Source organism: Streptomyces sp. NPDC005898, from assembly GCF_040629635.1.
In the GTDB taxonomy this organism is placed as follows: Bacteria; Actinomycetota; Actinomycetes; order Streptomycetales; family Streptomycetaceae; genus Streptomyces.
This window is the reverse complement of sequence record NZ_JBEXWC010000013.1, coordinates 59,261-78,816: the sequence shown is the minus strand read 5'-3', so window position 1 is coordinate 78,816 and position 19,556 is coordinate 59,261. Positions and strand designations below refer to the sequence as shown.

Below are 19,556 nucleotides of genomic sequence, written 5' to 3'. Positions count from 1 at the left end.
CCTGCAGATGCTCGCACCACCTGCCGCACCGCGCGCCCCGGCCGTGCCACCCGGCTTCTCGCGGAGGATGCCCGTTTTGCGGTGTCTCACCCCTTGTCGCGGGAGGGCCGTGCGGTGTCCGTCCATCGCACGAAGCGTGCGGGGTCCCATACACCCCGTGTTCGGGCGTCGTCCGGCGGAGCAGGGTAGCCGGACCCGGCCCGGACGGCCACCCCATGCGCGAGGATGGGCCCCATGAACGCCATCATCTCCGCATCCGAACTCGCGAGCGACCTGGCGGGCGAGAATCCGCCGGTCCTCCTCGACGTCCGCTGGCAGCACCAGGGCTCGCAGCCCGCCGCGTACGAGGAAGGGCACATCCCGTCCGCCGTCTTCGTCGATCTGGACGCCGACCTGGCAGGACCCGCGGGATCCGGTGGCCGCCACCCGCTCCCCGACCTGGACCACTTCGGGGCCGTGATGCGGGCGGCCGGGGTCTCCCCGGACCGGGACGTCGTGGTGTACGACGGTGGCCAGAACTGGGCGGCCGCACGCCTGTGGTGGATGCTGCGCTGGACGGGACACACCTCCGTCCGCGTCCTCGACGGCGGTCTGGCCCTGTGGACCGGCCCCCTGGAGCGCGGAGCCGGGCAGAGCCCGCGGCCCGGATCCTTCGAGCCGGCTCCGAACAGCACGGACTTCCTCTACGCCGACTCGGCCGCCGCCCTGGCCCGCTCGGGACTCCTCCTGGACGCCCGGGCGGCCGAGCGCTACCGCGGTGAGGTCGAACCGATCGACAAGGTGGCCGGGCACATCCCCGGCGCGGTGTCGGCGCCGACCACGGAGAACGTCGCCGCGGACGGCCGCTTCAAGCCCGCCGCCGAGCTGGCCGCCCGTTTCGAGGCGCTCGGCGTCTCGCGGGCCGGGGAGGTCGGCGTCTACTGCGGCTCGGGTGTCTCGGGCGCCCACGAGGTGCTGGCCCTGGCCGTGGCCGGAATTCCCGCCGCGCTGTACGTCGGCTCGTGGTCGCAGTGGTCGGCCGACGGCTCGCGCCCGGTCGCCACGGGCCCCGACCCGCAGTAGGGCGCGCGCATACGAGGGAGGGGCCCCGCATCCGACGGATGCGGGGCCCCTCCCTCGTACCCGGGCGTACCCGGGGTGCTACTCCTGCTTCTTGCGGCGCGTGCCGAAGACGATCTCGTCCCAGCTGGGCACCGCGGCGCGGCGCCCCGGGCGCACTCCGTCGGCCTCGGCCTGACGGTCCGTGGAGCCGACGAGGCGGTCGCGGTGGCTGGCCACCGAGCGCGGCATGAGCACGTCCGCGTACGCCGAACCGGCGCCGGCCGACGCCGCCGGGGCCTCCTCGGCGTCGGTCTCCTGCTCGCCCTCCTCCGCGGCGGGCGGCGCCAGTTCCGCGGTGACCGCGGGGCGCTCCGGGACGACCATGTCGCCGCGGAAGCTGGGCACGGCCTCCAGCAGGCTGGTCAGCGAATCGCGCTCCTGCTCGGCGGCGACCACGGTGCCCGTGTCCTCGCCATCCTCCGTGGCGTCGCCGGGAGCGGGCGGGATGCTCTGCCGTTCCAGCTGGCGGTCCAGGGCGCGGTCGAGCGGGCGCTCCGGCGGGCGGTCCCGGGGGAGCCGGGCGATGCGCGGCACGAACGGGAAGCTGGGCTCGGGCGCGGCGATGTCGTCGCTCTCGCCGATCAGCGAGCGCGCCTCGTCGTCCACGGCCTGGACCAGCCGCCGGGGCGGGTCGTACGTCCAGCTCGCGGAGTGCGGCTCGGTCGCCACGCGGTAGACGAGCAGGACCTCCCAGGTGCCGTCGTCGCGGCGCCAGGAGTCCCACTGGACGGAGTCCTTGTCGGCGCCGCGCAGCAACAGCCGTTCCTGGACGGCGTCGCCGAGCTGGGGGCCGGTGTTCTCGCCGGGGCGGCGGACAGGGGTCTTCCTGGCGCGCTCGGCCATGAAGGCGCGCTCGGCGAGCACGGGGCCTTCGAAGCGCCGCACGCGATCGACGGGGATGCCGGCGAACTGGGCCACTTCTTCCGCGGTCGCACCGGCACGTATCCGTGCCTGGATGTCGCGGGGGCGGAGGTGGCTCTCCACCTCGATCTCGATCTGGCCGAGTCGGGGCCGGTCGCCGCGGACGGCCGCACGCAGCCGTTCATCGATCGGAAGCGTGTACTCCGTGCTGTCCGCAGCTTTCAGCACCAGCCGTGTGCCGTCGTTGCTGACGGCCACGACACGCAGTTCGGGCATGGGGACCTCCCGGGTGGTGCCTGCCGACGTCACGTGCGTCGCTGCTTCCGCTAGTCGAGTGTGGCCTGCCCGGGTGCAGCCTGCCACAACCTTGCCGAGTTGCCCGGCGTGTCGGGCAGGGGCCCTGGATCGCCGTTATGACACGGTCACCTCTTCGCAACTCCAAGTGACGACGTTCGTCACCCTGTGCAGTGAGCCCCCCACCCGGCGGTCCTGGAAGGCCCCGGGCACCCTGGCGGGAGACCGGACCCAGGGCTCGCAACAGTACTCCATTCGGGCCACGCGGGTGGACCGCCGCGCCGCCGAACTTCTCCCCGAGGAAGGGAGTTGGTCGCCTTTTCCGGTCCGGTGACCGGCGCATGGGTGGCGCACTTCACGGAAACAGCGGAAACGGAACTAATCGTTTCGGCCATACGTCCCCCTCTCGTGTGGTGAGCCGAAAAGGTGAGAAAGGCAGGCAAGGGTCGAAGATGCGAGTAAAGCCGGATTCCGGCCAGGAGTCGAAGGACCAGGAGGAGCCACAGGAGAAGCGGCGCCTCGATCTCAGCGTGCCGCAGGTGGCGGGGAGCGCCATCGCCGCGGTCGTGGCGGCGAAGCTGGCTTCGAACCTCGGCGTCTACGGGACGATCCTCGGCGCCGGTGTCGTGAGCGGCATAGCGACCTGTGGCGGCACGATCTTCCAGCACTTCTTCAAGCGTACGGGTGAACAGATACGCGTGGTGGCGGTGCAGGCCAAGCCCAAGGCGCAGCAGGTGCCCGTCCCCAGGGGAGACCAGGCGCCCGTGACCGCATCACCGGCGGTGCCCGAGACGTTCAGAACCGCCTCCTACCCGGGAGCCGTGTCCGCCACCGGGCCCGTGACCACCACGTGGGGCAGGCCGCAGACCACCGTTGCCACCGCCCCCGGCGGTGAACCGGCCGCGACGACGGCGCTGCCCGGCGCGGCGGACGCCGATCCCACGACCGTCATGCCCCTCGCGGCGGACGCGGACCCCACCGCCCCGGTGTCCGGAGCCGCGGACGCGGACCCGACGACCGTCCTGCCGTCGGTGGCCTGCGACCTCGACGCCGACAGGACCCAACTGCTCGGCCCGGCCGACGCCACGCGGTTGCTGCCGGGCGACGACGCCACCCGGCTCGTCCCCCGCGAGGACGCCACGCGCGTGCTCCCCGTCGGCGCCCCGGCGTCGCCCCCGGGCGTGCCGATCGAACCGCCGCTCCCGTCGGACGAGTTCACCGAGGGCACCACGCACCGCGCGCGGATCCGCAGCTGGAAGCGGCCGTTGATCGCGGGTGCCGTCGTGTTCGGGGTCGCCATGGCGGGGATCACCACGTACGAGCTGGTCTCCGGCAAGGACTTCAGCGGCGGCAAGGGCACCACGATCAGCAACCTCACGGGGAACGACTCCTCCCGCAAGGAGCAGCCGTCCACGCCCCCCACCGGTCCGTCAGGTGTGCCCTCGGACAACGGCACTTCGGGGACGGGCGACCCCGATTCCCCCGAGGGCGACGGCGGCGCGACCCAGGATCCGGGCGGGGCCGGCGGCCGGACGCCCGGTCAGGGCGAGGGCACCGGCCCGGCGGCCGACCCCGACAAGAGCACCGGCACGGACACCGACAAGGACGACGGCACTGACTCCGGAGACGACGGTTCCAAGACGGGCCCGACGCCGACGCCGCCCCCGGCCCCCACGCCGTCGAGCGGCACCGGGACCGGCAGTGGCAGCGGCACGGGCGCCGGTGGCGACGCGCAGCAGGGCGAGACCACCAGCCCGTAGAGGTCAGTCGCCGAGAACCCGCCGCAGATAGGCGTTGCCGAACAGGCGGTCCGGGTCGAGGCGGTCGCGCAGGGCGGTGAACTCGCCGAAGCGGGGGTAGGCCTCGGCGAAGTACTCCGCGTCGCGGGTGTGCAGCTTGCCCCAGTGCGGCCGCCCCTCGTGCGCGGTGAAGATCCGCTCCGCCGCCGCGAAGTACGCCTGATAGGGCGTGCCCTTGTACATGTGGACGGCGATGTACGCGCTCTCCCGGCCCGAGGCCGTGGAGAGCGCGATGTCGTCCGCGGGCGCCGTGCGGACCTCCACGGGGAAGCTGATCCGCAGCCGCGAGCGGTCCACCATGGCCTTCAGCTCGCGCAGGGTCTCCACGAGGGCCTCGCGCGGAACGGCGTACTCCATCTCCATGAAGCGCACCCGGCGCGGGCTGGTGAAGACCTTGTAGGGAATGTCCGTGTACGTACGGGCGGACAGGGCCTTGCTGGAGACCTTGGCGATGCCGGGGATGGTCGCGGGGAAGGCCCGGCCGAGGGAGTTGACCACCTGGAAGAGGCCGTTGGAGAGCAACTCGTCCTCCACGAAGGCGCTGATACGGCCCGGCGGGGCCACGGGGCCCGGACTGCGGTTGTTCCGCTTGGTGTTGCAGTTGCCGGTGTGCGGGAACCAGTAGAACTCGAAGTGCTCGTTCTCCGTGACGAGCGCGTCGAAGTCGCTCGTGACCTCGTCGAAGGTCATCGGCTCCTCACGGGCCGTCAGGAAGAAGACCGGCTCGACGGCGAAGGTGATCGCGGTGATGACACCGAGCGCGCCCAGCCCGATACGGGCGGCGGCGAAGACCTCGGGGTTCTCCTCGGCGGAGCAGGTCAGCACCGTGCCGTCCGCGGTGACCAGTTCGAGCCCCTTGATCTGCGCGGCGATCGAGGCCGAGTCACGGCCCGTGCCGTGCGTGCCGGTGCTGACGGCTCCGGAGACGGTCTGCTCCATGATGTCGCCCATGTTGGTGAGCGACAGGCCCTCGCGGGCGAGCGCCGTGTTCAGGCGCTTCAGGGGGGTGCCGGCCTCCACGGTCACGGTGCCCGCCGCCCGGTCGACGGCGCGGATGCCGGTGAGGAGGCCGGGGCGTATGAGCAGGCCGTCGGTCGCGGCGGCCGCCGTGAAGGAGTGACCCGTGCCGACCGGCTTCGCCTTGAGGCCGTCGGCCTTCGCCGCGCGCAGGGCCTCGGCGAGTTCGTCCACCGTGGCGGGCGTGACCTCCCTGGCCGGCCGCGTGGTGACGTTGCCCGCCCAGTTACGCCACGTCGCTGTGCTCTTCCCGCTGCCCGTGCCCGTCGCCGTGCCCATGGGTCCCTCCCCGTCGCGGAACCGGCCGCTTCAGCCGGCGGTAGCCGAGGAACCCGACCACGACCGCGGCGGCTCCGGAGATCCCCGGAACCGCGTACCCGGCGTCCGGACCCGCGGCGTCGATCACCCAGCCGGCCGCGGAGGAGCCGAGCGCGACACCGACCGCGAGCCCGGTGCTCACCCAGGTCATGCCCTCGGTCAGTTTCGCGCGTGGTACGTGCTGCTCGACGAGGCCCATCGTCACGATCATCGTCGGCGCGATGGACAGGCCCGCGAGGAACAGCGCCACGGCCAGAAACAGCAGGTTCCCGACCAGTTGAAGCGGGATCATACTCACGGCCATCGCACAGACACCCAGCAGCCACCTGCGGGCCGGCGCCCCCTTGAAGTGCAGCAGCCCGAAGACCGCTCCGGCGAGGCAGGAGCCGAGCGCGTAGAGGGCGAGCACCAGGCTCGCCGCGGACTTGTGACCGTGGTCCTCGGCGTACGCCACGGTGACCACGTCGATCGACCCGAAGATCGCACCGGTCGCGACGAACGTCGCGACGAGGACCTGGAGCCCGACCGAGCGCAGCGCCGAGCCCTTGGTGTGGTGCTCGCGCGGATGCGGCACCGGCTCGGTGGCGTGCTGGGCCGTCAGCCAGAAGACGCCCACGGCGAGAAAGGCACCGGCGAGCAGCGGCCCCGCCTCGGGGAACCACACCGTGGAGAGGCCGATCGAGATGATCGGCCCGAAGATGAAGCACGCCTCGTCCACCACGGACTCGAAGGAGTACGCGGTGTGCAGCTGCGGGGTGTCGCGGTAGAGCACGGCCCAGCGGGCCCTGATCATCGAACCCACGCTGGGCACACAGCCCACCAGGGCGGCGAAGACGAACAGCGTCCAGTCGGGCGCCTCGAACTTGGCGCAGAGCAGCAGCCCCGTCACCGCGGCCAGCGAGACCAGGGTCGCCGGCCTGAGCACCCGGCGCTGGCCGTGCCGGTCCACGAGCCGCGAAATCTGCGGCCCGATCGCGGCCGCGGACAGCGCGACGGTCGCCGACAGCGCGCCCGCCAGGCCGTACCGCCCGGTCAGCTGGGACACCATCGTCACGATGCCGATGCCCATCATGGATATGGGCATGCGGCCGAGGAACCCGGCGGCGGAGAACGCCTTGGTGCCGGGGGCGGCGAAGATGGCGCGGTAGGGGCTGGGCACGTGGACTCCGCTGGGGCGCCGGCGCCGCGTGCCGGGAGGGACGCGGGCTCCGGTAAGGCGTAAAGATGGCTGATACAGCTTACGGCTCCCCGGGTGCCGGACGCACCGTGCTGAGCGTGTCGGACGCGGCGTGCGCTCCGTGCCGGACACACCGGGGTTTTCCGGCTGTCGGTGGCGGGTGGCAGGATCGGTCGCATGTCCGATGCGCGCGATCCCTCTCCCTACGACGCCCTGCTGCTGCTCTCGTTCGGCGGCCCCGAGGGCCCCGACGACGTCGTGCCGTTCCTGGAGAACGTGACACGGGGCCGCGGCATCCCCAAGGAGCGGCTCAAGGAGGTGGGGCAGCACTACTTCCTGTTCGGCGGGGTGAGCCCGATCAACGACCAGAACCGCGCCCTGCTGGACGCCCTGCGCAAGGACTTCGCGGAGCACGGCCTCGACCTGCCGGTTTACTGGGGCAACCGCAACTGGGCGCCCTACCTCACCGACACCCTGCGCGAGATGGCCACCGCCGGCCACCGCCGCGTCCTGACCCTCGCCACCAGCGCGTACGCCTCGTACTCGGGCTGCCGCCAGTACCGCGAGAACCTCGCGGAGGCCCTCGCCGCGCTGGAGGCCGAGGGACTGGAGCCGCCGAAGGTCGACAAGCTCCGGCACTACTTCAACCACCCGGGTTTCGTGCGCCCCATGATCGACGGCGTCCTGAAGTCCCTCGCCGAGCTGCCCGAGGAGGTCAGGGACGGCGCCCACCTGGCCTTCACCACGCACTCGATCCCGAACGCCGCGGCCGACACCTCCGGCCCGGTCGAGGCCCACGGCGACGGCGGCGCCTACGTCGCGCAGCACCTGGACGTCGCCCGGCTCATCGCCGCGGCGGTGCGCGAGGAGACCGGCGCCCCGCACCCCTGGCAGCTCGTCTACCAGTCGCGCAGCGGCGCCCCGCACATCCCCTGGCTGGAGCCCGACATCTGCGACCACCTGGAGGAACGGCACGCCGCCGGGGCCCCCGCGGTCGTCATGGTCCCGATCGGCTTCGTCTCCGACCACATGGAGGTCCTGTACGACCTCGACACCGAGGCGAAGGCCAAGGCCGCGGAGCTGGGGCTGCCGGTCCGCCGCTCGGCGACGGTCGGCGCGGACCCGCGGTTCGCCGCCGCGATCAGGGAGCTGGTCCTGGAGCGCGCGGCGCGCGAGAGCGGCGCGGCCGTCACGCCGTGCGCCCTGGGAGCGCTGGGCGCGAGCCATGACGTGTGCCCGGTCGGCTGCTGCCCCGCCCGCGCCCCGAAGCCCGCGGCCGCCGGCGCCGACAGCCCCTGCGCATGACCCCGAGATCGCGGAGCACAAGGAGCACCATGACGGACCCGCTGAAGGCGCTCAAGGCCGAACTCCTCGATGTCGCCCTGGAGGCCGCGCACCGAGCCGGGACCTTCCTGCGCGACGGCCGCCCGGACGACCTGGGCGTGGCGGCGACCAAGTCGAGCGCCGTGGACGTCGTCACCGAGATGGACATCGCCTCCGAGAAGCTCATCACCGAGTTCCTCGCCGAGCGCCGCCCGGCCGACGGCGTGCTGGGCGAGGAGGGCGCGAGCCTGGCGGGCACCAGCGGCGTGCAGTGGGTCGTCGACCCGATCGACGGCACCGTGAACTACCTGTACGGACGCCCCGACTGGTCCGTGTCCGTCGCCGCCCGCAAGGACGGCGAGACCCTCGTGGGGGTCGTGCACGCGCCGATGCGCGGGGAGACGTACCGCGCGGTCCTCGCTCAGGGCGCCTTCGTCGGCGACCGGCCCGCGCTCGTCCGCCCGGCGCCGCCGTTCGAGCAGGCCCTGGTGGGCACCGGCTTCGGATACCTCACCGAGCGCCGGGAGCGGCAGGCCGAGGTCGCCCACCGGCTCGTCCCGAAGGTGCGGGACATCCGGCGCGGCGGGTCGGCGGCGATCGACCTGTGCGACGTCGCGACGGGCAGGCTGGACGCGTACTACGAGCGCGGCCTGCACCCCTGGGACTTCGCGGCCGGTGACCTCATCGCCCGGGAGGCGGGCGCGCTGACCGGTGGCCGCCCCGGAGAGCCCCTCTCGGGCGAGCTGGCCATCGCGGCCCCACCCGGCCTCTTCGAGGCCCTCCAGGGCCTCCTGGAGGACCTCGGCGCCTGGCACGACTGACCGCACGCCACGACCGCCGGCCCGGGACCGCCCGTATGGGACCGCCGGTACGGGACGCGGGACGCCGGTACGGGACCGCCGGCGCGGGGCCGACCACAGCACAGGGCCCCGGCATCGCGTCCAGATGCCGGGGCCCTGTGCTCTGTGCTGAGCCGTGCGGGAGCGCTCAGGCGGGCACGGCGCCTACTTCGACTCCGTGCTCGGCCGCCAGACGGTGGAGGTCCTCGAGCTCCGCCTGCTCGACCTCGGCCAGGAAGTCGTCTCCCGTCTCACGGGCCATCGTGAGGTCGGACTCCGTGGCCTTTATGCGCTGCAGGAGACCTGCGGTGAATGCGTCCATGGTTGCGCCCCCTCGGCTGGGTCGTGGGTCGATGGCACGGGGGTGTGCCCTCAAGAAGGGGCGATCACGTCTCAAGCCGCCCTGGAGAAAGCGGGTTGGTGGTACGCCACATGCAAGCGTGATCGCGGGTGTAAAGCCGTCCTCCCCCCGCTCCCCTCCGCAGAAACCTCGGAGGGCGGAGAAAATCCCGCGTTCCCGGGGCCGACGACCGCCTTACAGCCGGTTTATGGCCGAAAGGGGCAGGATGGAGGCCTACCCCAAGACAGACCTGCCCGCAGGGGCACAGCGGAAGGACAGCGACGTGCGCGTACTCGTCGTCGAGGACGAGCAGCTGCTCGCCGATGCGGTGGCCACCGGACTGCGCCGGGAGGCCATGGCCGTCGACGTCGTGTACGACGGGGCGGCCGCCCTGGAGCGCATCGGCGTCAACGACTACGACGTGGTGGTGCTCGACCGGGACCTCCCGCTCGTGCACGGCGACGACGTCTGCCGCAAGATCGTCGAGCTCGGCATGCCGACCCGCGTCCTGATGCTCACCGCGTCGGGCGACGTCAGCGACCGCGTCGAAGGGCTGGAGATCGGCGCCGACGACTACCTCCCCAAGCCCTTCGCGTTCAGCGAGCTGACCGCACGCGTGCGTGCCCTCGGCCGGCGCACGAGTGTGCCCTTGCCGCCGGTCCTGGAGCGCGCGGGGATCAAGCTCGACCCCAACCGCCGCGAGGTCTTCCGGGACGGCAGGGAGATCCAGCTCGCCCCCAAGGAGTTCGCCGTCCTCGAAGTGCTGCTGCGCAGCGAGGGCGCGGTCGTCTCCGCGGAGCAGCTCCTGGAGAAGGCCTGGGACGAGAACACCGACCCGTTCACGAACGTGGTCCGGGTGACCGTCATGACGCTGCGCCGCAAGCTCGGTGAGCCGGCCGTCATCGTGACGGTGCCCGGCTCCGGCTACCGGATCTGACCCCGGTGGCCGCGACCCCGGCGCAACCAGCCGCGCCCCCCAAACCGACATGGGACCCGAGGAAGGTCGAAGCGCCCTTCCCCTGGCTGCGTCCCACCATCCGCATACGGCTGACGCTGCTGTACGGCGGCATGTTCCTGATCGCGGGCATCGTGCTGCTCTCGATCATCTATCTGCTCGCCGCCCAGGCGTTGAACGTGGGCAGCGACCTGCCGTTCCGGGTCACGGGCAGTTCCTCGGTGAGCAGCGAAAGCTGCGCGAACTTCCGGCTGCTGCCCGCGCACCCCACGGAGACCCAGCTCAACTCCGCGCTGAACGAATGCGTCAACCAGATGCGCCGGAACGCCCTGGACAATCTCCTCAGCCGATCACTTCTGGCCCTCCTCGGGCTCGCGGTGATCGCGTTCGCCTTCGGGTACGCGATGGCGGGCCGCGTCCTGTCGCCGCTCGGCCGCATCACCCGTACCGCCCGCAGGGTGGCCGGCACCGACCTGACCCGGCGCATCGAGCTGGACGGCCCGGACGACGAGCTGAAGGAGCTGTCCGACACCTTCGACGAGATGCTGGACCGCCTGGAGCGGGCCTTCACCGCCCAGCAGCGGTTCGTCGGCAACGCCTCGCACGAGCTGCGCACGCCGCTGGCGATCAACCGCACGCTCCTCGAGGTGCATCTCTCCGACCCCCAGGCGCCGCCCGAGCTCCACCAGCTCGGCAAGACGCTCCTGGCCACCAACGAGCGCAGCGAGCAGCTCGTGGAGGGCCTGCTGCTGCTCGCCCGCAGCGACAACCAGATCGTCGAGCGCAAGCCCGTCGACCTGGCCGAGGTCGCCGACCACGCCGTCGACCAGGTGCGCTCCGAGGCCGAGGCCAAGGGCGTGGAGATCCGCGGGCAGCGCTCCGAGGCCGTCGTGCAGGGCAACGGCGTGCTCCTGGAGCGCATCGCCCTGAACCTCGTCCAGAACGCCGTCCGGTACAACGTGGCGGACGAGGGCTGGGTCGAGGTCGTCACGGAGGCCCAGCACGGCCAGGCGGTCCTGGTGGTGTCCAACACGGGGCCGGTGGTCCCCGCGTACGAGATCGACAATCTCTTCGAGCCGTTCCGCAGGTTGCGGACCGAGCGGACGGGCAGTGACAAGGGCGTCGGGCTCGGCCTGTCGATCGCCCGGTCGGTGGCGCGGGCCCACGGGGGCCGTATCATCGCGGAGCCGCGTGAGGGGGGTGGACTCGTGATGCGTGTCACGCTCCCCATCTGAGACGCTGCCGTGAACGAGTAGGCGTGTTCGCTTTGCGCGGAATTCTCGGGGCTCGATCCCTTGGAGTTCGTGTGTGATCGATCACAAAGGCGATTTATCGGCTCTCTACTCTCCGTGATCGCGAAAGTCGTCGGAAAGCCGGGAAAATCCGGGTTTTCAGGGGTCTTGATCACGGGAAGTACACGGGGTGGCGCCCGTGAGTGCGACATTCGGACCGTGTACGGTCCCGATCGCCATCCAAGCCGGTCACCTCTTCAGGGGTGCGGTTGGGTGTCGATTGAGTAACAGACCTTGATGTGAGGCAAAATCTCCGCCTCGGGCCGGGCACAAGCCCGGCCTCTCACGCGTTACGTGCGCTGAGACACCGCAGACACCCAGAGGGGGAGAGCGACATGGCAACGGACTACGACACCCCACGCAAGACCGATGACGACCTCAACGAGGACAGCATCGAGGAACTGAAGGCCCGGAGGAACGACAAGTCGACTTCGACTGTCGACGTCGACGAGTTCGAGGCCGCCGAGGGCCTTGAGCTGCCCGGCGCGGACCTGTCCAACGAGGAGCTCGCCGTCCGGGTGCTCCCGAAGCAGCAGGACGAGTTCACCTGCATGAGCTGCTTCCTGGTGCACCACCGCAGCCAGCTGGCCAAGGAGAAGAACGGCCAGCCGATCTGCCGCGACTGCGACTGAGGCGGGGTCGGCCATGACTGGCTCGACCCCGTTCAGGAAGCGCCGTCTCCGCAACCGCGGAGCGGACGAAGCCGGCGCCCTCGGCGACGGCGTGCGTGACGACGAGCGGGGCTCTTCCGCCAGCGGATCAGCCTCGCTCGAACCGGCGAACGCCCTCGAGGTCGCGTCGGACGAGACGGCGGCCGGCAAGGCCTCCGGGACCACTCGGACACCCGGGTCCCGGAGCCGCGTTGCCGCCGTCACGGACGGAATGAAAGAAGGCGTGCGCAAGGGCGGGCGCGCCGGCCGGGCCGGCATCGGCTATCTCGCCGACCGGCTCATCGAGAACGCCCCGCGGATCCCGGTCCGCGATCTGGCGACCCTCCGCAAGCAGTTCCCGGGCCTTGGCCCCGAGCAGCTCGCGGACAAGCTCGTCTCCGGCGCCGCCAACGCCTCGTCCACGGTGGGCGCGGGAGTGGGCGCGGCGGCGATGATGCCCGTGCCGCCCGCGATGCCGGCGGAACTGGCGGCGGAGATCACCGGCGTCGCCGCGGTCGAACTGAAGATGATCGCCGAACTGCACGAGGTCTACGGCCGACGGCCCGAAGGCAGCCTCAAGCAGCGCAGCACGGCCTATCTGACCTCCTGGACGCAGGAGCGCGGCGTGGACGTGGGCAAGCCCTCGACCCTGAACGCGGCGCTGGGCGGCCAGGTCAAGCGGGAACTGCGCCAGCAGATCATGAAGCGCATGGTCCGCAACCTCCCGAACCTCATGCCCTTCATGGTGGGCGCGGCGGTCGGGGCGGTGATGAACCGCCGGGACACCAAGAAGCTCGCCGAGAAGATCCGGGCCGACCTGCGCAAGCGGCAGGTTTCGTGGGACGCGCTGCCGGAGCTGGCGCCCCTGGAGACGCCGGACGATCCTCTGCGGGTGGCCGGCGGCCCCAAGGAGCTGGAGAGCTGACCGGCCGGCCGCCCGGCCGGTCTACGGGGTGTTCTGGCGCACCGCGTCCAGGGCCTTCGCCAAGGCCTCCGGGTGCCGCGTCGAGACGTACGCGTACGGCGTCGGGTCGGCCGGGTCCGTGATCGGCACCCGCAGGGCCGTCGGGATGTACGCGCGCAGCAGCATGAAGGCGCGCGGGTCGGCCTTGTAGGAGCGCCAGGCACGGGTCTCCTCGCCCCTGAGGACCTCCGCCTCGCCGAGGGCGGAGACCGGGATCCTCGCGTCGCCCGCGACCAGCGAGCCCGCGACCACGCGGATCCGCACCGAGCCGTACGCGCTGGTGACGACCGCCGCCACCGCCGTACCGCCGACCAGGCCGCCGAGGAGCGGCAGCGTGCCGAACGGCAGCATGATCAGGCCCATCGCCACACCCACCAGGACCGAGGCGAACCACCACGAACGGGGCGCGGTGAGGCGTTCTTCGTAAGGCTGCATGGAACCAAGCTTGGCACGGGGAGCTGTGAGCGCCGACGCGGAGGTAAGGTCTGCGCCTGTGAGTGGTACATCTGCGGCTCTGAAGCCCCCGGCCGACGCCATGGCACCCGTCCGGCACCCCGACGCACCCGCCCCCGGCGAGCTGATCGGCGCACACTACGAACACTGTTTCGGCTGCGGCGACGGGCAGGCACATGGGCTGCACCTCGCGGCGCGGGCCGGGGACGGTGTGACCGTCACCGCCGAGTTCACCGTGCGCGAGGCGCACCAGGGCGCTCCGGGCCTCGCCCACGGCGGCATCCTCGCCACCGCGCTCGACGAGACGCTCGGCTCGCTGAACTGGCTGCTGCGGGTGATCGCGGTGACCGGCCGCCTGGAGACCGACTTCGTGCGGCCCGTGCCCCTGGGCACCGTGCTGTTTCTGGAGGCCGAGGTCACGGCGGTCGCCGGACGGAAGATCTACTCGAGTGCCACCGGCCGGATCGGTGGCCCCGAGGGGCCCGTGGCGGTCCGCGCCGACGCCCTCTTCATCGAGGTGAAGGTCGACCACTTCATCGACAACGGTCGCCCGCGGGAGATCCGGGCGGCCATGAACGACCCGGACCAGATCCGGCGCGCCCGCGCCTTCGAGGTGAACCCGTGACGTCCCACACCCCTTCCGGCGAACTGAACGTGCTGATCAGGCGCGTCGACCCCGAAGTGCCCCTGCCGTCGTACGCGCGGCCCGGCGACGCCGGCGCCGATCTGTGCACGACACAGTCCTGCGAACTGGCGCCCGGTGAGCGGGCCGTGCTGCCCACCGGGGTGTCCATCGCGCTCCCGGAGGGGTACGCGGCCTTCGTGCACCCCCGTTCGGGGCTGGCCGCGCGCTGCGGTGTCGCTCTGGTGAATGCCCCGGGGACGGTGGATGCCGGGTACCGTGGGGAGATCAAGGTGATCGTGGTGAATCTCGATCCGCGCGAGAGCGTGCGGTTCGAGCGCTTCGACCGGATTGCCCAACTGGTCGTCCAGCAGATCGAGAAGGTGCGCTTCCAGGAGGTGGCGGAGCTTCCCGCGTCGGCGCGGGCCGAGGGGGGCTTCGGGTCCACCGGTGGCCATGCCGCCGTGGGCGTCGGCCCGGGCGAGAGCGCGGGCGAACCGGCGGGCACGGGCGGACAAACGGGTGGGAATCGATACGCATCGGTCGTATCTGACCGGGAAGGACAGTGACGTGTTCGGACGTCGCAAGAAGGACAGTGCCGCCGAGGACGCGGCAGGCGCGGACGAGCAGGTCGTCGACGGCGTGGACAGCAATGACCAGCCCGGCGTCGCGCGCTCGCGCGTGAGGCTGGAGCCGGAGCCCCGTCCCGACGGTCCCTGGGACATCTCCGAGGTCCGCGAGCCCGGCGAGGGCCGGGTCGACCTCGGCGGACTCTTCGTGCCGGGGGTCGAGGGCATGGAGCTGCGGGTGGAGGTCGCGGGGGACGCCATCGTCGCCGCCACCGTCGTGCTCCAGGACAGTGCCATCCAGCTCCAGGGCTTCGCCGCCCCGAAGAAGGAGGGCATCTGGGGCGAGGTCCGCGAGGAGATCGCGGGCGGCATCACGCAGCAGGGCGGTGTCATCGACGAGGTCGAGGGCCCCCTCGGCTGGGAGCTGCGCGCCCAGGTCCCCGTGCAGCTGCCGGACGGCACGGGCGGCGTGCAGGTCGTGCGCTTCGTCGGCGTCGACGGGCCGCGCTGGTTTCTGCGCGGAGTGATCTCCGGGCAGGGCGCGGTGCAGCCGCAGGCCGCCGGTCTCCTGGAGCAGATCTTCCGGGACACCGTCGTGGTCCGCGGCGAGGGCCCGATGGCGCCCCGCGACCCCATCGTCCTGAAGCTGCCGGACGACGCGCAGATGGTCGCCGAGAGCAGCGTGCAGCAGGACCAGCAGGAAGGCTCGCGCTTCTCGGGCGGCATGGGGCAGCTCCAGCGCGGCCCCGAGATCACCGAGGTGCGCTGACGCCGTCGGCGTCCTGACCGTCTGGCGGCAGCGCAACTGCCGTGTGGCCCGCAGTGGTTCCGGTTCGTCCGGACCGCCGCGGGCCACTTTCGCATGCGCCCGTGCGGATCCGCCGCCGTCTCTTGACGGCGGGCAGGTCCGTACCTATGGTCACGGGCCAACGCGCGCGTTCAGAAAGGCACGTGAAGTTCACATAGGAGAACGTACGAGAACCCACGAGTACGTACGAGAACCCACGAGAACGTACGAGCCAAGTCGAACGGATGGTCCCCCCATGCCGGATGCCTCCTCTCCCGTACGCCGCCACCGCCGCCCCAGAACCCGTCGCTCCCTCGGCGCGGCCCTCGCCACGGCCGCCACTCTCGTCGCCGCGCTCCTGTCCTGGCCCGGAACCGGGAAGGCCGAAGCCGCCCCCACGGCCTTCGTCCACCCCGGAGTCACCGTCTCCCGGGGCCAGTTGGACTTCACCCGGGAGAAGGTCGCCGCGGGCGCCGAGCCCTGGAAGTCCGCCTATGACCAGATGATGGGCAGCCGCTACGCCTCCCTCTCCCGTACCCCCAAGGCCCGGGCGGTCGTCGAGTGCGGCAGCTACTCCGACCCGAACCACGGCTGCACCGACGAGCGCGAGGACGCGATCGCCGCGTACACCACCGCCTTGGCCTGGTACCTCACGCGTGACGAGCGCTACGCGAAGAAGTCCATCGAGCTGATGGACGCCTGGTCGGCCACCATCGAGGACCACACCAACAGCAACGCCCCCCTCCAGAGCGGCTGGGCCGGCTCCAGCTGGCCGCGCGCCGCCGAGATCATCAAGTACACCTACACCGGGAACTGGGCGAACTCCGGGCGCTTCGCGACGATGCTGCGCACCGTCTATCTGCCCGAGGTCATCAACGGCTCGAACTCCAACGGCAATTGGGAGCTGTCGATGATGGAGGCAGCCATCGGCATCTCCGTCTTCCTGGAGGACAAGGCCTCCTACGACAAGGCGATGGCCACCTTCCGCGCGCGCACGGCCGCCTACGTCTACCTCGCCTCCGACGGACCGCTGCCCCGGACCGTGCCCCGGCAGAACCTCGACACCCGGGAGAAGATCGTCAAGTACTGGCAGGGGCAGGGGACGTTCACCACCGGCCTCGGCCAGGAGACGTGCCGCGACTTCACGCACACCGGATACGGCCTCTCCGCGATCTCGCACGTCGCCGAGACCAGCCGCATCCAGGGCCAGGACCTCTACACGACGGACGTCGGGGAACGCCTGCGCCAGGGCCTCGGCTTCCACGCCAGGTACGAACTGGGCGAGGCGCCCCCCGCCACCCTCTGCGGGGGCACGGTCCACCGGGGCCTCGGACCCGTCACCGAGGTCGGCCACAACGCCCTCGCCGGACGCCTCGGCCACTCCATGCCCCGCACCCGGGACCTCACCGAGCGCAACCGACCCGCGGGCTCCAACAACCTCTTCGTCGCCTGGGAGACCCTGACGCACGCCGACAATCCGCGCTGATCCCGGCCGCGCCGGGGCGTCGGCCCGCATCAGGGTTCTGTCAAGGACGCGGACCGTACGCCCCCTTGTCCGTAATGCCGTAATGGTGCGCCGTAAGGTCGATGCTGCGTACACAGTTGTTTCGGGAAGACAATGGGGCCATGGCACGCGGCAAGCTTCGGATCTACCTGGGCGCGGCACCGGGCGTCGGCAAGACGTACGCGATGCTCTCCGAGGCCCACCGGCGCGTCGAGCGCGGCACCGACTGCGTGGTCGGCTTCGTGGAGCACCACGACCGGCCACGCACCGAGGTGATGCTGCACGGCCTCGAACAGGTGCCCCGCAAGGACCTGGAGTACCGCGGCACGACCTTCACCGAGATGGACGTCGACGCGGTCCTGGAGCGCGCCCCCGCCGTCGCCCTGGTCGACGAACTCGCCCACACCAACGTCCCCGGCTCCCGCAACGCCAAACGCTGGCAGGACGTCGAGGAACTCCTCGCGGCGGGCGTCGACGTCGTCTCCACGGTCAACATCCAGCACCTGGAGTCCCTCGGCGACGTCGTGGAGTCGATCACCGGCGTACGCCAGCGCGAGACCGTGCCGGACGAGGTGGTGCGCCGCGCCGACCAGATCGAGCTGGTCGACATGTCGCCCCAGGCGCTGCGCCGGCGCATGGCGCACGGCAACATCTACCAGCCCGACCGCATCGACGCCTCCCTCTCCAACTACTTCCGCCCCGGCAACCTCACCGCCCTGCGCGAACTGGCGCTCCTGTGGGTCGCCGACCGCGTCGACGAGTACCTCCAGCAGTACCGGGGCGAGCACGACATCCGCTCCACCTGGCAGGCCCGCGAGCGCATCGTCGTCGGACTCACCGGCGGCCCCGAGGGCGGCACGCTGATCCGGCGCGCCTCCCGGATGGCGGCCAAGGGCTCCGGCAGCGAGATCCTCGCCGTCTACATCGCCCGCAGCGACGGCCTCACCGCCGCCTCGCCCAAGGAACTCGCCGTCCAGCGCACCCTGGTCGAGGACCTCGGCGGCACCTTCCACCACGTCATCGGCGACGACATACCGGCCGCCCTGCTCGACTTCGCCCGCGGCGTCAACGCCACCCAGATCGTCCTCGGCTCCTCGCGCCGCAAGACGTGGCAGTACGTCTTCGGGCCCGGCGTCGGCGCCACCGTCGCCCGCGACTCCGGTCCCGACCTGGACGTCCACATCGTCACGCACGGCGAGGTCGCCAAGGGACGCGGCCTGCCCGTGGCCCGCGGCGCGCGCCTCGGCCGCTCCCGGATCATCTGGGGCTGGCTCGCCGGCGTCGCGGGACCCGCGCTCCTGACCCTGCTGCTCACCCACGTCGACGCCGACCTCGGGCTCGCCAACGACATGCTGCTGTTCCTGACGCTGACGGTCGCCGCCGCGCTGCTCGGCGGCCTCCTGCCGGCCCTCGCGGCCGCGGCGTTCGGCTCGCTGCTGCTCAACTACTACTTCACGCCGCCGCGGCACCTGTGGACGGTCTCCGACAACAAGAACATCCTCGCGATCGTCGTCTTCGTGGGTGTCGCCGTCTCCGTGGCCTCCGTCGTGGACCTCGCCGCCCGGCGCACCCACCAGGCCGCCCGGCTGCGCGCCGAGTCGGAGATACTCTCCTTCCTCGCCGGCAGCGTGCTGCGCGGCGAGACGAGCCTGGAGGCACTCCTGGAGCGGGTCCGCGAGACGTTCGCCATGGAGAGCGTGGCGCTCCTGGAACGCGCGGGCGACACCGCTCCCTGGACCTGCGCGGGCAGCGCCGGCGACGGCCGCCCGGCGGGCCGCCCCGAGGACGCCGACGTGGACATGCCGGTCGGCGACCACATGGCCCTCGCCCTGTCCGGCCGCGTGCTGCCCGCCGCGGACCGCCGGGTCCTCGCCGCGTTCGCCGCGCAGGCCGCCGTCGTCCTGGACCGCCAGCGCCTGAAGTCCGAGGCCGACCAGGCCCGCGCCCTCGCCGAGGGCAACCGCATCCGCACCGCGCTGCTCGCCGCCGTCAGCCATGACCTGCGTACCCCGCTGGCGGGCATCAAGGCGGCCGTGACCTCGCTGCGCTCCGACGACGTCGACTGGTCCGAGGAGGACGAGGCCGAACTCCTCGCGGGCATCGAGGACGGCGCCGACCGCCTGGAACACCTCGTGGGCAACCTCCTCGACATGTCCCGCCTCCAGACCGGCACCGTCACCCCGCTGATCCGCGAGATCGACCTGGACGAGGTCGTCCCCATGGCGCTCGGCGGCGTCCCCGACGGCAGCGCCGAGCTGGACATCCCCGAGACGCTGCCGATGGTCGCCGTGGACAAGGGCCTGCTGGAGCGGGCGGTCGCCAACATCGTCGAGAACGCCGTGAAGTACGCGCCCGAGGGCGAGCCCGTCAAGGTCTCCGCCAGCGCCCTCGGCGAGCGCGTCGAGGTCCGCGTCGTGGACCGGGGCCCCGGCGTCCCCGATGCCGCCAAGGACCGCATCTTCGAGCCCTTCCAGCGTTACGGTGACGCTCCGCGCGGCGCGGGCGTGGGCCTCGGCCTCGCCGTCGCCCGCGGCTTCGCCGAGGCCATGGGCGGCACCCTCGCCGCGGAGGACACCCCGGGGGGCGGCCTGACCATGGTCCTCACCCTGCGGGCGGTGGCCGGGCGGCCGCCGGAGCGCACCGCCCTCCCCGAGCTTCCCGCCCAGGTCACCCGGTGACCCCGAACCAGAA

Annotated in this window: 18 protein-coding genes; 13 read left to right on the top strand and 5 right to left on the bottom strand. The window is 71.9% G+C overall.

The annotated features are described in order from the left end of the window. Window positions 1–234 precede the first annotated feature (234 nt). Window positions 235–1,062 carry a sulfurtransferase gene (locus ABZ385_RS19175; RefSeq protein WP_358912337.1) on the top strand — a complete coding sequence of 276 codons (828 nt, stop codon included), beginning with the start codon at window positions 235–237 and terminating at the stop codon, window positions 1,060–1,062. Between the two features lie 78 nt (window positions 1,063–1,140). Here ABZ385_RS19175 and sepH read toward each other — a convergent pair whose 3' ends face one another. Further along, complete coding sequence (gene sepH / locus ABZ385_RS19170; RefSeq protein ID WP_358912335.1) at window positions 1,141–2,238, bottom strand: septation protein SepH; 1,098 nt, start codon at window positions 2,236–2,238, stop codon at window positions 1,141–1,143. 470 nt (window positions 2,239–2,708) lie between these two features. Here sepH and ABZ385_RS19165 point away from each other — a divergent pair, with 470 nt between their 5' ends. Then, window positions 2,709–4,016, top strand: coding sequence for a hypothetical protein (locus ABZ385_RS19165; RefSeq protein ID WP_358912333.1), 1,308 nt, complete (start codon window positions 2,709–2,711; stop codon window positions 4,014–4,016). 3 nt (window positions 4,017–4,019) lie between these two features. On the opposite strand, the gene ABZ385_RS19160 is transcribed toward ABZ385_RS19165, so the two are convergent. Beyond that, a complete protein-coding gene (locus tag ABZ385_RS19160) occupies window positions 4,020–5,351 on the bottom strand; it encodes a D-arabinono-1,4-lactone oxidase (RefSeq protein WP_358581458.1) in 1,332 nt (443 codons plus the stop codon). Further along, entirely contained in the window at window positions 5,299–6,549 is a 1,251-nt protein-coding gene (locus ABZ385_RS19155; RefSeq protein ID WP_358581456.1) for an MFS transporter, read from the bottom strand. The genes ABZ385_RS19160 and ABZ385_RS19155 overlap by 53 nt, the downstream gene beginning before the upstream one ends. A gap of 195 nt (window positions 6,550–6,744) precedes the next feature. Between ABZ385_RS19155 and ABZ385_RS19150 the strand changes: the two genes are divergently transcribed. Together ABZ385_RS19150 and ABZ385_RS19145 are read left to right on the top strand one after the other, a co-directional pair. After that, window positions 6,745–7,872, top strand: a complete 1,128-nt coding sequence (locus tag ABZ385_RS19150) for a ferrochelatase (protein WP_358912331.1) — start codon at window positions 6,745–6,747, stop codon at window positions 7,870–7,872. Between the two features lie 29 nt (window positions 7,873–7,901). Then, complete coding sequence (locus ABZ385_RS19145; RefSeq protein WP_358912329.1) at window positions 7,902–8,711, top strand: inositol monophosphatase family protein; 810 nt, start codon at window positions 7,902–7,904, stop codon at window positions 8,709–8,711. 166 nt (window positions 8,712–8,877) lie between these two features. Here ABZ385_RS19145 and ABZ385_RS19140 read toward each other — a convergent pair whose 3' ends face one another. After that, on the bottom strand, window positions 8,878–9,051 hold the full coding sequence (locus ABZ385_RS19140) for a hypothetical protein (RefSeq protein WP_358581449.1): 174 nt from the start codon (window positions 9,049–9,051) through the stop codon (window positions 8,878–8,880). A 301-nt stretch (window positions 9,052–9,352) separates the two neighbouring features. Here ABZ385_RS19140 and ABZ385_RS19135 point away from each other — a divergent pair, with 301 nt between their 5' ends. The 4 genes from ABZ385_RS19135 to ABZ385_RS19120 all read left to right on the top strand — a co-directional run bounded on the left by ABZ385_RS19135 (window position 9,353) and on the right by ABZ385_RS19120 (window position 12,891). Further along, window positions 9,353–10,006, top strand: coding sequence for a response regulator transcription factor (locus ABZ385_RS19135; protein WP_030778701.1), 654 nt, complete (start codon window positions 9,353–9,355; stop codon window positions 10,004–10,006). 5 nt (window positions 10,007–10,011) lie between these two features. Further along, on the top strand, window positions 10,012–11,259 hold the full coding sequence (locus ABZ385_RS19130) for a HAMP domain-containing sensor histidine kinase (protein ID WP_358912328.1): 1,248 nt from the start codon (window positions 10,012–10,014) through the stop codon (window positions 11,257–11,259). 392 nt (window positions 11,260–11,651) lie between these two features. After that, window positions 11,652–11,948: a DUF4193 domain-containing protein gene (locus ABZ385_RS19125; RefSeq protein ID WP_205035431.1), complete on the top strand. Its 297-nt coding sequence runs from the start codon at window positions 11,652–11,654 to the stop codon at window positions 11,946–11,948. A gap of 13 nt (window positions 11,949–11,961) precedes the next feature. After that, on the top strand, window positions 11,962–12,891 hold the full coding sequence (locus ABZ385_RS19120; protein WP_358912326.1) for a hypothetical protein: 930 nt from the start codon (window positions 11,962–11,964) through the stop codon (window positions 12,889–12,891). A gap of 21 nt (window positions 12,892–12,912) precedes the next feature. Here ABZ385_RS19120 and ABZ385_RS19115 read toward each other — a convergent pair whose 3' ends face one another. After that, on the bottom strand, window positions 12,913–13,365 hold the full coding sequence (locus ABZ385_RS19115) for a DUF3093 domain-containing protein (RefSeq protein ID WP_358912324.1): 453 nt from the start codon (window positions 13,363–13,365) through the stop codon (window positions 12,913–12,915). A gap of 58 nt (window positions 13,366–13,423) precedes the next feature. On the opposite strand from ABZ385_RS19115, the gene ABZ385_RS19110 reads away from it, so the two are divergent. The 5 genes from ABZ385_RS19110 to ABZ385_RS19090 all read left to right on the top strand — a co-directional run bounded on the left by ABZ385_RS19110 (window position 13,424) and on the right by ABZ385_RS19090 (window position 19,543). Continuing rightward, entirely contained in the window at window positions 13,424–14,008 is a 585-nt protein-coding gene (locus tag ABZ385_RS19110) for a PaaI family thioesterase (RefSeq protein ID WP_358581439.1), read from the top strand. Between the two features lie 23 nt (window positions 14,009–14,031). After that, window positions 14,032–14,574, top strand: a complete 543-nt coding sequence (gene dut, locus ABZ385_RS19105; RefSeq protein ID WP_358698835.1) for a dUTP diphosphatase — start codon at window positions 14,032–14,034, stop codon at window positions 14,572–14,574. A gap of 1 nt (window position 14,575) precedes the next feature. Continuing rightward, the gene (locus ABZ385_RS19100) at window positions 14,576–15,343 is read left to right on the top strand and encodes a DUF3710 domain-containing protein (protein ID WP_358581437.1); all 768 of its coding nucleotides are present in this window, start codon (window positions 14,576–14,578) and stop codon (window positions 15,341–15,343) included. A gap of 274 nt (window positions 15,344–15,617) precedes the next feature. Next, window positions 15,618–16,847: an alginate lyase family protein gene (locus ABZ385_RS19095; protein WP_358912322.1), complete on the top strand. Its 1,230-nt coding sequence runs from the start codon at window positions 15,618–15,620 to the stop codon at window positions 16,845–16,847. Window positions 16,848–16,987: 140 nt separating this feature from the next. Beyond that, window positions 16,988–19,543, top strand: coding sequence for a sensor histidine kinase KdpD (locus ABZ385_RS19090; RefSeq protein ID WP_358912320.1), 2,556 nt, complete (start codon window positions 16,988–16,990; stop codon window positions 19,541–19,543). Window positions 19,544–19,556 lie beyond the last annotated feature (13 nt).

Excerpts from the sequence above, each read along its gene's own strand:
- ABZ385_RS19175 (WP_358912337.1), top strand. The coding sequence starts at position 235 with ATGAACGCCATCATCTCCGCATCCGAACTCGCGAGCGACCTGGCGGGC.
- sepH (WP_358912335.1), bottom strand. The coding sequence starts at position 2,238 with ATGCCCGAACTGCGTGTCGTGGCCGTCAGCAACGACGGCACACGGCTG.
- ABZ385_RS19165 (WP_358912333.1), top strand. The coding sequence starts at position 2,709 with ATGCGAGTAAAGCCGGATTCCGGCCAGGAGTCGAAGGACCAGGAGGAG.
- ABZ385_RS19160 (WP_358581458.1), bottom strand. The coding sequence starts at position 5,351 with ATGGGCACGGCGACGGGCACGGGCAGCGGGAAGAGCACAGCGACGTGG.
- ABZ385_RS19150 (WP_358912331.1), top strand. The coding sequence starts at position 6,745 with ATGTCCGATGCGCGCGATCCCTCTCCCTACGACGCCCTGCTGCTGCTC.
- ABZ385_RS19145 (WP_358912329.1), top strand. The coding sequence starts at position 7,902 with ATGACGGACCCGCTGAAGGCGCTCAAGGCCGAACTCCTCGATGTCGCC.
- ABZ385_RS19140 (WP_358581449.1), bottom strand. The coding sequence starts at position 9,051 with ATGGACGCATTCACCGCAGGTCTCCTGCAGCGCATAAAGGCCACGGAG.
- ABZ385_RS19125 (WP_205035431.1), top strand. The coding sequence starts at position 11,652 with ATGGCAACGGACTACGACACCCCACGCAAGACCGATGACGACCTCAAC.
- ABZ385_RS19120 (WP_358912326.1), top strand. The coding sequence starts at position 11,962 with ATGACTGGCTCGACCCCGTTCAGGAAGCGCCGTCTCCGCAACCGCGGA.
- ABZ385_RS19115 (WP_358912324.1), bottom strand. The coding sequence starts at position 13,365 with ATGCAGCCTTACGAAGAACGCCTCACCGCGCCCCGTTCGTGGTGGTTC.
- ABZ385_RS19095 (WP_358912322.1), top strand. The coding sequence starts at position 15,618 with ATGCCGGATGCCTCCTCTCCCGTACGCCGCCACCGCCGCCCCAGAACC.
- ABZ385_RS19090 (WP_358912320.1), top strand. The coding sequence starts at position 16,988 with ATGGCACGCGGCAAGCTTCGGATCTACCTGGGCGCGGCACCGGGCGTC.